The sequence below is a fragment of the Pseudomonas sp. F01002 genome, assembly GCF_004402115.1.
Taxonomy (GTDB): Bacteria; Pseudomonadota; Gammaproteobacteria; order Pseudomonadales; family Pseudomonadaceae; genus Aquipseudomonas; species Aquipseudomonas frigoris.
In genome coordinates this window covers 71,850-85,324 of record NZ_SOPU01000018.1, presented here as the reverse complement: position 1 = coordinate 85,324, position 13,475 = coordinate 71,850, and the positions used below count along the sequence as shown (strand labels likewise).

Below are 13,475 nucleotides of genomic sequence, written 5' to 3'. Positions count from 1 at the left end.
TTGCCGCGTTCTTCCGCTGTACGTTTCAGTCATTTCCTGCCGTCATTACTGCTATTGCTTGCGGGGCTTGCAGCTGCCTACGTCAAGGATCTCAACGTCTTCTTCACCTCGTTGTTCAACGTACTGCCAACCCTGGTGTTGTTGCTCGGCGGTGCTTACTGCGCGGTTTACCGACGTCAGCGTGAGCTGTTTCTGATGGTCACGGTGTACATCGCCTACTTCCTGCTCGACACCCAGACCGACTATTACCGCGACAACGGCAAAGTCCGTGAAGACGCGGCGGTGGTTTTTCATCTGTGTTGTCTGTTGCTGCCACTGATGTTCGGCGTGTTCGCTGCCTGGCAGGAACGCACTCACCTGTTTCAGGACATGGTGGCGCGCTTCGCAGTCTTGCTGGCCGTTGGCAGTGTGGCGTTGGGGGTGGAGCAAAGTTACCCGCAGGCACTGTTGATGTGGCTGTCAGAAATCCGCTGGCCGGCGCTGCATGGCGCGTGGATGAGCCTGATCCAGCTGTCGTATCCGGTGTTCATCGCTTCGTTCTTGCTGCTGAGCTGGCAATACTGGCGTAACCCCAGACCCTTGCACGCAGCCCAACTGGTGGGTTTGCTCGGGTTGTTCTGGGCACTGCCGAAAACTTTCATCCTGCCGTTCACCCTGAACATCATGTGCAGTCAGGTGATGTTGATGATTGCCGCAGCGGTCGCCCATGAGGCCTACCAAATGGCCTTCCGTGATGAACTCACCGGGCTGCCGGGCCGCCGCGCCTTGAACGAGCGGATGCAACGGTTGGGGCGCAATTACGTGCTGGCGATGAGCGACGTCGATCACTTCAAGAAATTCAATGACACCCACGGTCACGATGTCGGCGACCAGGTGCTGCGACTGGTCGCCAGTAAGCTGTCGAAAATCGGTGGTGGCGGTAGGGCGTATCGCTACGGTGGTGAAGAATTCGCCCTGGTGTTCGCAGGCAAGACCCTCGAAGAGTGCATGCCGCACCTGGAAGTCATCCGCGAATCCATCGCCACCTACAACATTCAGCTGCGCAATCAAGACAGCCGTCCTCAGGACGACCAGCAAGGTCGTCAACGTCGCGCAGGCTCGGGCGCCTCAAGTGTGTCGGTCACCGTCAGCATCGGCGTCGCCGAACGCCTGGAGCAGCGCACCCCCGAAAAAGTGCTCAAGTCCGCGGACGAGGCGCTCTACAATGCCAAAGGTGCCGGTCGAAACTGTGTCGTGGCTTTCGGTCAAAACCGTCGTGGCGCGGTGCGCATGGACGCCGCTACTGATTGAGTGATGATGGCGCATTCAGCGTCTGGACTGTGATTGTGAGGCCGGGTGTGCGGCAGTAGGTTTGGGGAATCTGCTGCCGGAGAAATGACCATGCCTGAGTACAAAGCACCCTTGCGCGACATGCGCTTTCTGATCGACCACGTCTTCGATTTTCACAGCAACTACGCCGCGCTGGGCGCCACCGATGCCAGCCCGGACATGGTCAATGCGATCCTCGAAGAAGGTGCGAAATTCTGTGAGAACGTTCTCGCACCGCTGAACCGCAGCGGTGATGAAGAAGGCTGCCATTTCGACAATGGTGTGGTGACTACGCCTACAGGCTTCAAGCAGGCCTTCGCACAATACGTTGAAGGTGGCTGGCACGGTCTGGCGGCTGATCCGGTTTACGGTGGCCAGGGTTTGCCGAGTTCGCTGGGGCTGGTCATCAGCGAAATGGTCGGCTCCAGCAACACCTCCTGGGGCATGTATCCCGGTCTGACTCACGGCGCGATGTCGGCAATCCACGCCCATGGCACAGAAGAACAGAAACAGACTTACCTGAGCAAACTCACCGCCGGCCAATGGACCGGCACCATGTGCCTGACCGAAGCCCATTGCGGCACCGACCTGGGCATCATCAAAACCCGCGCCGTGCCTGCGCCCGACGGCAGCTACGCGATCTCCGGCAGCAAGATCTTCATCTCTGCCGGCGAGCACGACATGAGTGAAAACATCATTCACCTGGTGCTTGCCAAACTGCCGGACGCTCCGGCAGGCACCAAGGGCATTTCGCTGTTTATCGTGCCTAAATTCCTACCCAATGAAGAAGGTGAGGCGGGCGAGCGCAATGGCGTTTCCTGCGGCTCGATCGAACACAAAATGGGCATCAAGGCCTCGGCTACCTGCGTGCTGAACTTCGACGACGCCAAGGGCTTCTTGATCGGTGAGCCGAACAAGGGCCTGAACTGCATGTTCACCATGATGAACCACGCACGGCTGGGCACCGGCATGCAGGGTTTGTGTCTCGGCGAGGCGAGCTTTCAGGGTGCGATCAAGTACGCCAACGACCGTCTGCAGATGCGTGCGCTGACCGGCCCGAAAGCACCGGAAAAAGCCGCCGATCCGATCATTGTTCATCCTGATGTGCGCAGGATGTTACTGACCATGAAGGCCTTCAACGAAGGCAATCGGGCGCTGACTTATTTCACTGCTCAGTTGCTGGACGTGGCGCATCTGAGTCCGGATGAAACAGCGCGTCAGGATGCCGAAGACCTGCTGGCGTTCCTCACGCCGATCTGCAAAGCCTTCATGACCGATACCGGACTGGAAGTGACCAACCACGGCATGCAGGTGTTCGGTGGTCACGGTTTTATCCGCGAGTGGGGCATGGAGCAGCTGGTACGCGACTGCCGGATCGCACCGATCTACGAAGGCACCAACGGCATTCAGGCGCTGGACTTGCTTGGACGAAAAGTCCTCGGCAGTCAGGGGAAATTGCTGCGCGGGTTCACCAAAATCGTTCACAAGTTCTGTGCGGCAAACGCTGGACATCCGCAACTCGCCAGCTACGTGGCGCAGCTCAACGACCTGAATCAGCAGTGGGGAGAGGTGACCACCAAGGTCGGGATGGCGGCGATGAAAAATCCGGATGAAGTCGGCGCGGCTTCGGTGGATTACCTGATGTACAGCGGTTACATCATCCTCGGCTATCTGTGGCTGCGTATGGCGTTGGTCGCTCAGGCGCAGCTCGATTCGGGCAGTGGCGATGCCGCTTACTGCCAGGCAAAACTGGCGACCAGCGAGTTTTACTTCAAGCGATTGTTGCCGCGCACCGCCGCTCATCGGGCGGCCATCGAGGCCGGGAGCGATTGTCTGATGAAGCTGCCGGCGGAGTTATTTGCGCTTTAATCTTTTAAACCAGTAACAAAGGAGCCCGCCTTGTTGCGGGCTTTTTTATGACTGGCAAGTCGGTGACTAAAAATTACAAAACGGTCATTGTATGACCCTATGTGTCGCAAAAGTTGTTGGGTTACACTCGTACCCAACGAAAAAACCATTCCTACGAATCACCAGTTTAGATCTTGCGAGGTTTGCCATGGCTGACTACAAAGCGCCCCTGCGCGATATGCGCTTCGTCCTCAACGAAGTTTTCGAGGTCGCCAAACTGTGGGCCGAACTACCTGCGCTGGCCGAGACTGTCGATGCTGAAACGGTCGAAGCCATTCTTGAAGAAGCCGGCAAGGTCACCAGCAAAAGCATCGCGCCCCTGAGCCGTGCGGCTGACGAAGAAGGTTGCCATTGGGCGGACGGTGCCGTCACCACGCCGGCAGGTTTCCCACAGGCTTATCAGACTTATGCTGAAGGCGGTTGGGTCGGTGTCGGCGGTGATCCGACCTACGGCGGCATGGGCATGCCCAAGGCTGTTTCGGCGCAGGTCGAAGAAATGGTCAACTCCGCCAGCCTGTCGTTCGGTCTGTACCCGATGCTGACCGCAGGCGCCTGCCTGTCGATCAACGCCCACGCCAGCGAAGCGCTGAAAGCTGCGTACCTGCCGAACATGTACGCCGGCGTCTGGGCCGGTTCCATGTGCCTGACCGAGCCGCATGCCGGTACAGACCTTGGGATCATCCGCACCAAGGCGGAACCTCAGGCTGACGGTTCCTACAAAGTCAGCGGCACCAAGATCTTCATCACCGGCGGTGAGCATGACCTGACCGAGAACATCATCCATCTGGTGCTGGCCAAGTTGCCGGACGCGCCGGCTGGGCCCAAGGGCATTTCGTTGTTCCTTGTGCCCAAGTTCATGGTCAACGCCGATGGCAGCCTGGGCGCACGCAACCCGGCGACCTGCGGTTCGATCGAACACAAGATGGGCATCCAGGCGTCCGCGACCTGTGTGATGAACTTTGATGAGGCCTTGGGTTATCTGGTCGGTGAGCCGAACAAAGGCCTGGCCGCGATGTTCACCATGATGAACTACGAACGTCTGGGTGTTGGTATTCAGGGCCTGGCCAGCGGCGAGCGCTCGTACCAGAACGCCGTCGAATACGCCCGCGACCGCCTGCAAAGCCGTTCGCCGACCGGCGCGCAAAACAAGGACAAGGCCGCTGACCCGATCATCGTCCACCCGGACGTGCGTCGCATGTTGCTGACCATGAAAGCCTCGAACGAAGGTGGTCGTGCCTTCTCGACGTACGTGGCCATGCAACTGGACACCGCCAAGTTCAGCGAAGACGCCACGACCCGCAAGCGCGCGGAAGACTTGGTGGCCTTGCTGACCCCAGTGGCCAAGGCGTTCCTCACTGACCTCGGGTTGGAAACCACCATTCACGGCCAGCAGGTTTTCGGTGGCCACGGTTACATCCGTGAGTGGGGCCAGGAGCAATTGGTCCGCGACGTGCGCATCACCCAGATCTACGAAGGCACCAACGGCATTCAGGCGCTGGACCTGGTAGGACGCAAGATCGTCGGTACCGGCGGGGCGTTCTACAATCTGTTCGCTGACGAGATCCGTCATTTCACCGCGACTGCCAGTGCTGATCTGGCCGAGTTCACCAAGCCGCTGAACGATGCCGTGACCACCCTCGACGAACTGACCGCATGGCTGCTCGACCGGGCGAAAAGCAACCCGAACGAAATCGGTGCTGCCTCGGTCGAGTATCTGCAAGCATTCGGTTACGTGTCGTATGCGTACATGTGGGCACTGATGGCCAAGGCCGCTTTTGGCAAAGAAGCGCAGGACGATTTCTACGCGAGCAAGATGGGCACGGCGCGCTTCTATTTCGCACGTCTGCTGCCGCGTATTCACTCGTTGAGCGCGTCGGTGAAGGCCGGAAGCGAGTCGTTGTTCCTGCTGGACGCAGGACAGTTCTGACAATGTAGCGTCATGTAAGCATTCTCTTACATGACGTGCTGCTCTTCTCCCATAGATGAAGATTGGATCCACAGCTAATCTACTTCACATGGACGTCGCGCAGGAAGCGCAAAGCAACAACACGGACACGTAGGATTCTGCCAGGACGGCGGAGTGAAATGGATGTCAGGGAAACAGTCTGCAAAGCCCCGCTTCGGCGGGGTTTTCTTTTGCCTGCAGAAAAGTGCTCAGCTCATTTCATCCAGTGTTGCCGGGCTGCTCAAACGCCCATCCGAGTCATTCATCACTTCTTCCAGCAACGTACGCAGTAAGGCCAGCGAGGCCTGTTGCCGCTGCACATCCCGACACACTAATCCAACTTTCAGCGGCACCCTCGGCTCGCTCAATGGTTTCCACAACAGTTCCTTATTGCCGTGTGCCTGTTGCGAGCGTCCGGGCAGCACCGTCGCCAGTCGCGTGTGCGGCAGGCTGTCGAGAATCCCCGCCATGTTGTTCAGTTCTGCCTGTACCTGCGGACGTCGTCCCAGATTCGCCAGTTGCGCCTGCCAGATCTGCCGTACTTGAAACTCTTCACCCAGCAGCAACATTGGCAATTCGGCGGCCTGACTCATGGACACTTTCTTGAATTCGCGCAACGGGTGATCCGCCGGGATGACCAGGGTCAGTTCGTCTTCGTACAGCATCACGCCGTGTAACCCCGGCTGACGAGGCGGCAGATAGCTGATGCCGATGTCCAGTGAACCGTTGAGCAAGCGCCGCTCGATTTCCAGCCCCGTCAGTTCATAGATCTGCACCACCAAATGCGGCTGCGCCTTGCGCACGCGTTCGAGCATCTGCGGCACCAGGCTCGTATGGACGGTCTGCAATACACCGATGGCCAACGTGCGCAATGCTTGGCCCTTGAAGTTGCCCAAGGCTTCCCGTGCCCGCTGCAATCCATCCAGCAAGGGCAGGGCATGGTTGTACAAAGTATGAGCAGCCAGGGTTGGCAGCAGACGTTTGCTGCTGCGTTCGAACAGGCTCACATCGAGGTTTTGTTCGAGGTGGCGGATCTGCTGGGACAGCGCCGGTTGGGAGATTGAAAGCCGCTCGGCAGCCCGGCCCACATGGCCTTCTTCGTAGACCGCGACGAAATAACGCAGTTGCTTGAAATCCATAAGGTGTGCTTATCGAAAATGCTGGGAAATCGAAATGGCTCAAGGCCTTGGCTGGGCCTAGTCTAACCGCATTCACAAGGCTTACAGGGCCACAGAACGCGATGAATACCGTTTGCTTCGATGGTGTTTACATAGGTAAGGCAAAAAACCTCGCACGAGGTTTGATCAGATGAACCTGTTTAATTTGCGGCGCAATCCTCCGAGTCTTGATGACCTGGCGGTGGGCACCTTCTTGCCGTCCAAAGGCGACAATTTTTCCAGCGAGTGCCTGATGCCCAGTGTCGAGCGACCGAAACAGATATTCCTGCGCGGCCAGGGCTCATGGTTGTGGGACAGCGATGACCGCGCTTATCTGGATTTCTCACAGGGTGGCGGGGCCAATAGCCTCGGACACAGCCCTTCGGTGCTGGTCAACGCCATCGCGGCGCAGGCTCAGTCGTTGATTAACCCCGGCTTCGGCCTACATAACCGCGGCATGCTCAATCTTGCTGAGCGACTGTGTTCCAGCACCGGGAGTGATCAGGCGTACCTGCTCAACAGTGGCAGCGAAGCCTGTGAAGCGGCGATCAAACTGGCGCGTAAATGGGGTCAACGGCATCGTGGCGGGGCTTCGCGGATCATCGTTGCCAACAACGGTTGCCATGGTCGTAGTCTGGGGACGATTTCGGCGTCGGACAGTTCGAATCTGACTAACCGATTCGAGCCGCTGCTTCCGGGCTTCAGTCACGTGCCGTTCAATGACCTTCCGGCCTTGCATGCGGCCGTCGATGCCCAGACCGTGGCGATCATGCTCGAACCGATCCAGAGCGAAGCCGGGGTGATACCGGCCACCGAGCATTACCTCAAAGGGGTCGAGCGCCTGTGCCGTGAGCTGGGCATTCTGCTGATCTTCGACGAAGTGCAAACTGGCATCGGTCGTTGCGGTACTTTGCTCGCCGAACAATCCTACGGCGTGCGAGCAGATATCGTCGTTCTCGGCAAAGGACTGGGCGGTGGCGTGCCATTGGCGGCGTTGCTGGCGCGGGGCAAGGCCTGCTGTTTCGACATCGGTGAAGTGACAGGCACTCATCATGGCAATGCACTTTTGACGACGGCCAGTCTGGCGGTGCTCGACAGCGTTCAGGACAAGGGGTTTCTCGATCATGTCGGGGAAACCGGTCAGCACCTGAGCGAAGGTTTGCAGCGTTTATCCCATCGCTATGGTCACGGCGAGTTGCGCGGAAAAGGACTGTTCTGGGGTCTTACCTTGTCCGACGAATCGGCTGACGCCGTCGTTAAAGCTGCGTTGTACGAAGGCTTGCTGCTTAAAGCTCCGCAGTCCGATTGCCTGCGCTTTACCCCGGCCCTGACCGTCAGCAAAGCCAATGTCGACGAAATGCTCCTGCGCCTGGCCCGCGCCTTCTCCCGTGTGCGCACTGCGCAACTGCAGTGCCGCAAAGGGATTGCCGTCTGATCAGACCTGCCCTACACGAATTCCCGAACCGTCTCGCGGTATAACGCATCGCCCCATGCCTGATTCTTTTGGCGCGGGGCGTTTTTTTGTCTGTGGATTTCGCCGGAAAGGTTTCACTCTCGGACGTGATGGCACTGAACCCTGACGAACGGCAAAGGTCGATTAGCTGTAGGCTCGCACGAGCCAACTTTAATCAGGAGCTGACCCCATGGACTTTGTTCGCATCATCATCGCCATTCTGTTGCCACCACTGGGCGTGTTTCTGCAAGTCGGTTTCGCTGGGGCGTTCTGGCTGAATATTCTGCTGACGCTGTGCGGTTACATCCCCGGGATCGTGCATGCGGTGTACATCATCGCCAAGCGTTGAGTTTTGTGGCGTCTGGTAGATCGCTTTCGCGAGCAAGTCGAATCGTCGCACCGCCGCTCCCACATTTGATCTTTGTCGTACACAAATGCTGTGTTCAGTGAAGATCTAATGTGGGAGCGGCGGTGCGACGATTCGACTTGCTCGCGAAAGGGGCGCCGCAATTTTTGCACTAAGCGCCGACTTCAGCCCGCCAATTCCATCACCCGCCGATAAAACAACCACTCCTGCTCCAGCGCATGGGCCTGATTGCCGGCCTTGCGAAAGCCATGGCGTTCGTCAGCGTAGTAATGCGCTTCAACCAGAATGCCGTTGTCCTGCAACGCCGTGACCATGTCGCGGGTCTGTTGCGGAATCACCACAGCGTCCAGTTCACCCTGAAAGAAAATCACCGGAACACTAATATTGCCCGCATGCAGCAACGGCGTTCGTGCAGCGTAGCGTTCGGCATCCTGCACCGGGTCGCCGATCAGCCAATCCAGATAATCGCCTTCGAACTTGTGAGTCGTCCTGCCCAGCGCCACCGGATCACTGACGCCATACAGGCTGGCGCCGGCGCGGAAGACGTTGTGGTAGGCCAATGCGCAAAGGGTGGTGTAACCACCGGCACTGCCACCGCGAATAAACGCCTGGTTGCCGTCGATCAGTCCGCGATCGGCAAGATGAGCGACGACGGCGCAGGCGTCCTCCACATCCACTTCGCCCCAGCTCAAATGCAGCGCTTGTCGATAAGCCCGGCCATAGCCACTGCTGCCGCGGTAGTTGAGGTCAGCCACGGCGAAGCCGCGTTGCGCCCAGTACTGGATTCGCGGATCGAGCATGGGGTAGCAGGCCGAAGTCGGGCCGCCGTGGATGAACACCACCAGAGGCGGTTTCGCGTCACTGGTCATTGCAGGATAGAAGAAGCCGTGTGCCTCGCCCGAACCACTCGGGTAGCGCAGGGTTTGCGGGACGCTGATTTGCTCGGCAGGCAACGGTGCAATGCCGCCAGCCAGTGTTTTGACCTGTCGGGTCTGGCGGTCGATGGCAATGACTGACGACGAACTGACTGGGGATGCGGCGATGCAGTAAATGAACTGCTCATCCAGTGCGAGAGAGCGGAAGCGGCTGTAATCGCCCGTGAAATCTTCACAGGCGTCACCACAAAGACCCAGTTTGCCAAACCCGTCTTCAGTCCAGCTCGCCAGATAGCTGCCTTCGCTCAGCGGCAACCAGGTGCTGCCACCCAGCTGCCACGGCGCTGGCCCATGATCAGCTGCGGCACTCGGTAGTGGACTCAAACCGTCTGCCGATTCCACCCAAGGCTGCCAGTAGCCACCGCGATCTGTCAGGCAAAACAGACGGCCGCTTGTATCGAACCTCGGTTGTTGCAGCGATTCCTCAGCGTCTTCGCCCGCCACGCAATGCGGCGGAGCAAAACGGCCATCGCTCTGGCGTTCGGCAACCATCAGGCGAGTCGAGGTCCATGGCTGATGCGGACGGCTCCACTCGATCCACGCCAGTCGTTGCGCGTCGGGACTCAACGTCGGTGCGGCATAGAAGTCGGCGCCTTCGGCCAGCAGATGACGTACCCCGTCAGCCACATCGATAGCCACCAGGCAGTGTCGGTCGCGGTTCTCTTCAACCGCCAATACCTGCCCGTTAGCGAACTGCAGATCGCCGTATCGGCATTCGCCTGAGCTCAGTAACTCGGGTGTCTCGCCGGCCAGCGACTGCCGATACAGCTGTTGGTCCGCCTCGTTGACGAACACTATCCCGTCATCGGTCAGACAGAACGCGCCGCCGCCATATTCGTACACCCGACTGCGCACACTGAAGCCCGCAGGCGTCAGGCAGTGCGCCTGGCCGTCACGCCAATGCCAGATTCGGCAGGCGGCGTCCTCGGGCCGGTACTCGTTCCAGAACAAGCCACGTGGGCCGACCTGCAACTCGGCGAAATCGATGCCGGCCGCAACAGCCCTGGCAGCGCTGAAGGGTTCAGCTTTTAGCGATGAGTCGTGAATTTCGTTCATTGCGAAAGGCCAGTTGTTCGATGGTCTGGGTCGCGTGCTCGGCTTCTTCGCGAGCCTTGAGGATCACGCCGTGATGTTCCGACTTGCTGCACACCGGGTCGGCGTTGCTCGCGTCCCCCGTGAGCATGAATGCCTGGCAGCGACAGCCGCCGAAGTCTTTTTCTTTCTCGTCGCAGGAACGGCACGGCTCGGGCATCCAGTCGTAACCGCGGAAGCGGTTGAAGCCGAACGAGTCGTACCAGATGTGCTGCATGGTGTGGTCGCGTACGTTGGGAAATTGCACCGGCATCTGTCGGGCACCGTGACAGGGCAGGGCGGTTCCGTCCGGCGTGACCGTCAGAAAGATGCTGCCCCAGCCGTTCATGCAGGCTTTCGGGCGCTCTTCGTAATAGTCAGGGGTGACGAAAATCAGCTTGCACGGATGCCCTTCGGCTTCCAGTTTGGCGCGGTATTCGTTGGTGATGCGTTCGGCGCGGACCAGTTGTTCCTTGGTCGGCAACAGACCGACCCGGTTGAGCTGCGCCCAACCGTAGAACTGGCACGTGGCGAGTTCCACAAAGTCCGCCTCAAGGGCAATGCACAGCTCGATGATCCGGTCGATCTTGTCGATGTTGTGCCGATGGGTCACGAAGTTCAGCACCATCGGATAGCCGTGGGCTTTCACCGCGCGGGCCATTTCCAGCTTCTGGGCGAAGGCCTTTTTCGAGCCGGCCAGCAAGTTGTTCACCTGCTCGTCGCTGGCCTGAAAGCTAATCTGAATGTGATCCAGACCGGCCTTCTTGAAGTCGCTGATTTTCTGCTCGGTCAGGCCGATGCCGGAGGTGATCAGGTTGGTGTAGAAACCCAGCTTGCGCGCCTCGGCGATCAGCTCGGCGAGGTCCTGGCGCACCAGCGGTTCACCGCCGGAAAAGCCCAACTGCGCCGCGCCCATCTCCCGCGCTTCGCGGAACACTTTGATCCACTGTTCGGTACTCAGCTCTTTGCCTTGCTCGGCGAAGTCCAGCGGATTGGAACAGTACGGGCATTGCAGCGGGCAGCGATACGTCAGCTCGGCCAGCAGCCACAGCGGTAGGCCGATTTCGGGCTTGGGCGGTAACTTGTCTGACGCGCAATCAGGCAAGTTCGATCCAGTGCTGAGCACGGGCGACCTCCATGAATTGCTCGATGTCATCACCGAGCTCGGGCACGCCGGGGAACTGCGCGTCTAGTTCGACGATGATCGCCGCGACGTCACGCTCGCCGTCGATCAAACCGCCGATCAGTGCGGCGCTTTCGTTGAGTTTGATCATGCCTTCCGGGTAGAGCAGCACATGACCTTTCTGCGCCGGTTCGTACTGGAAGCGGTAGCCGATACGCCAGGTCGGGGTCTTGCTGCGATCAAAACTCATAAGGTGATTCCTTTATGCCAGACCCGTTGCTCGGTCACGCTGTGATATGGCGGGCGTTTCAGTTCGTAGGCCATGCTCATGGCATCGAGCATGCTCCAAAGAATGTCCAGTTTGAACTGGAGAATTTCCAGCATGCGCTCTTGGCCGGCCCGCGTCGTGTAGTGCTGCAAAGTGATCGCCAAGCCGTGTTCCACGTCGCGACGTGCCTGACCCAGACGCGTGCGGAAATACTCGTAACCGGCCGGGTCGATCCACGGGTAATGCTGCGGCCAGCTGTCCAGGCGCGACTGGTGGATCTGCGGCGCAAAGAGTTCGGTCAGCGAGCTGCTGGCGGCTTCCTGCCAACTGGCACGGCGGGCGAAGTTGACGTAGGCATCGACGGCAAATCGCACGCCGGGCAGTACCAATTCCTGCGAGCGTAGCTGATCCGGGTCGAGGCCGACGGCCTGGCCCAGGCGCAGCCAGGCTTCGATGCCGCCGTCTTCGCCGGGGGCGCCGTCATGGTCGAGCAAACGCTGAATCCACTCACGACGAATCTCGCGGTCCGGGCAGTTGGCGAGGATCGCGGCATCCTTGAGCGGGATATTCACCTGATAATAGAAACGGTTGGCGACCCAGCCCTGGATCTGCTCGCGCGTTGCCCGGCCTTCGTACATCGCCACGTGATACGGGTGATAGATGTGGTAATAGGCGCCCTTGGCGCGCAGGGCTGCTTCGAACTCGGCGGGGGACATTGCTGTGTTCATTTCGGTTCTCCGGGCACAACCGTAGGTGTGTAGTGCTTGTGCCGGCCTCATCGCGAGCAAGCTCACTCCCACACTGGATTGGGTTACCACGCGGAACCCTGTGGGGGCGAGCTTGCTCGCGATAGACCGCGCAGCGGTCTCGGCTCTTAAAGCACAATACTCATGCCGTCGTAAGCCACTTCAACATTGCGCCGAACCAGTTCTGCACGCTCCGGCGAATCCTCATCGAGAATCGGGTTGGTATTGTTGATGTGGATAAGCACTTTGCGCTGCTTTGGCAATTGTTCCAGCACTTCCAGCATGCCGCCGGGGCCGTTCTGCGCCAGGTGGCCCATCTCCCGACCGGTGCGGGTGCCGACGCCACGGCGCTGCATTTCGTCGTCATCCCACATCGTGCCGTCCACCAGCAGGCAATCGCTGCCGGCCATGATCTCCAGCAGCGGTGCGTCGACCTTGCCCAGGCCCGGTGCGTAGAACAGTTTGCCGCCGGTGTTGAGGTCTTCAACGATCAGGCCGATGTTGTCTCCCGGGTGCGGGTCGAAACGGTGCGGCGAATACGGCGGTGCGGCGCTGCGCAGCGGCAACGGGGTGAAGCGCAGACTCGGGCAGGCCGGGATGGTGAAGCTGCGGTCGAACTCGATCTGGTTCCAGGTCAGCCCGCCGTTCCAGTGGGTCAGCATGGTGAACAGCGGAAAACCGGTGCTCAGGTCTTCATGGACCATGTCGGTGCACCAGACCTGGTGCGGGCAACCTTCGCGCAGGCTGAGCAGGCCGGTGGTGTGGTCGATCTGGCTGTCCATCAGGATGATCGCGTTGATGCCGGTATCGCGCAGGGCGCGGCCCGGTTGCATCGGGGCAAAGCTCTGGAGCTGGGCGCGGATGTCCGGCGATGCGTTGCACAACACCCAGTTCATACCGTTATCGGAAATCGCGATGGACGACTGGGTCCGCGCTTTGGCGTTCAGGCTGCCATCGCGAAAACCGGCGCAGTTCACGCAGTTGCAGTTCCACTGGGGGAAACCACCGCCGGCGGCGGAACCTAGAATCTGGACAAACATGGCCGCTCCATCATTCGAATACTGAAAATAAAAACGCCTCGGCGAGCCGAGGCGTTGCACTGCGCTAGAAAAAGATTAGCGGCTTGCGAAGTACATGGTGACTTCAAAGCCGATACGCAGGTCGGTGTAAGCAGGTTTGGACCAGGACATAGGA

General features: G+C 59.4%; 12 protein-coding genes. 5 read left to right on the top strand and 7 right to left on the bottom strand.

Features of this window, described 5'->3' with window-relative positions:
• From E3W21_RS14145 to E3W21_RS14135, 3 genes are all read left to right on the top strand, one after another.
• Complete coding sequence (locus E3W21_RS14145) at nt 1-1,290, top strand: GGDEF domain-containing protein (protein ID WP_134420486.1); 1,290 nt, start codon at nt 1-3, stop codon at nt 1,288-1,290.
• 90 nt (nt 1,291-1,380) lie between these two features.
• Nucleotides 1,381-3,177 (top strand): acyl-CoA dehydrogenase C-terminal domain-containing protein, encoded by a 1,797-nt coding sequence (locus E3W21_RS14140; RefSeq protein ID WP_134420484.1) that lies wholly within the window; start codon nt 1,381-1,383, stop codon nt 3,175-3,177.
• A gap of 187 nt (nt 3,178-3,364) precedes the next feature.
• Entirely contained in the window at nt 3,365-5,143 is a 1,779-nt protein-coding gene (locus E3W21_RS14135) for an acyl-CoA dehydrogenase C-terminal domain-containing protein (protein WP_134420482.1), read from the top strand.
• Between the two features lie 227 nt (nt 5,144-5,370).
• On the opposite strand, the gene E3W21_RS14130 is transcribed toward E3W21_RS14135, so the two are convergent.
• Nucleotides 5,371-6,300 (bottom strand): LysR family transcriptional regulator, encoded by a 930-nt coding sequence (locus E3W21_RS14130; protein WP_134420480.1) that lies wholly within the window; start codon nt 6,298-6,300, stop codon nt 5,371-5,373.
• Nucleotides 6,301-6,469: 169 nt separating this feature from the next.
• On the opposite strand from E3W21_RS14130, the gene E3W21_RS14125 reads away from it, so the two are divergent.
• Together E3W21_RS14125 and E3W21_RS14120 are read left to right on the top strand one after the other, a co-directional pair.
• Nucleotides 6,470-7,753 (top strand): aspartate aminotransferase family protein, encoded by a 1,284-nt coding sequence (locus E3W21_RS14125; RefSeq protein WP_134420478.1) that lies wholly within the window; start codon nt 6,470-6,472, stop codon nt 7,751-7,753.
• 208 nt (nt 7,754-7,961) lie between these two features.
• Entirely contained in the window at nt 7,962-8,120 is a 159-nt protein-coding gene (locus tag E3W21_RS14120; protein ID WP_129440621.1) for a YqaE/Pmp3 family membrane protein, read from the top strand.
• A 182-nt stretch (nt 8,121-8,302) separates the two neighbouring features.
• Here the strand turns inward: E3W21_RS14120 and E3W21_RS14115 are convergent, their stop codons facing one another.
• The 6 genes from E3W21_RS14115 to pqqA form a co-directional block, all read right to left on the bottom strand.
• Nucleotides 8,303-10,129, bottom strand: coding sequence for a S9 family peptidase (locus tag E3W21_RS14115; RefSeq protein ID WP_134420476.1), 1,827 nt, complete (start codon nt 10,127-10,129; stop codon nt 8,303-8,305).
• On the bottom strand, nt 10,095-11,270 hold the full coding sequence (gene pqqE / locus E3W21_RS14110) for a pyrroloquinoline quinone biosynthesis protein PqqE (RefSeq protein WP_134420474.1): 1,176 nt from the start codon (nt 11,268-11,270) through the stop codon (nt 10,095-10,097). Before pqqE ends, E3W21_RS14115 begins: the two co-directional genes overlap by 35 nt.
• A complete protein-coding gene (gene pqqD, locus E3W21_RS14105) occupies nt 11,242-11,517 on the bottom strand; it encodes a pyrroloquinoline quinone biosynthesis peptide chaperone PqqD (RefSeq protein WP_134420472.1) in 276 nt (91 codons plus the stop codon). The genes pqqE and pqqD overlap by 29 nt, the downstream gene beginning before the upstream one ends.
• Nucleotides 11,514-12,263, bottom strand: coding sequence for a pyrroloquinoline-quinone synthase PqqC (pqqC, locus tag E3W21_RS14100; RefSeq protein ID WP_134420470.1), 750 nt, complete (start codon nt 12,261-12,263; stop codon nt 11,514-11,516). The genes pqqD and pqqC overlap by 4 nt, the downstream gene beginning before the upstream one ends.
• Before the next feature lie 146 nt (nt 12,264-12,409).
• Nucleotides 12,410-13,321, bottom strand: a complete 912-nt coding sequence (gene pqqB, locus E3W21_RS14095) for a pyrroloquinoline quinone biosynthesis protein PqqB (protein WP_134420468.1) — start codon at nt 13,319-13,321, stop codon at nt 12,410-12,412.
• Between the two features lie 75 nt (nt 13,322-13,396).
• Nucleotides 13,397-13,471 carry a pyrroloquinoline quinone precursor peptide PqqA gene (gene pqqA / locus E3W21_RS14090; protein WP_009045898.1) on the bottom strand — a complete coding sequence of 25 codons (75 nt, stop codon included), beginning with the start codon at nt 13,469-13,471 and terminating at the stop codon, nt 13,397-13,399.
• Nucleotides 13,472-13,475: the final 4 nt, after the last annotated feature.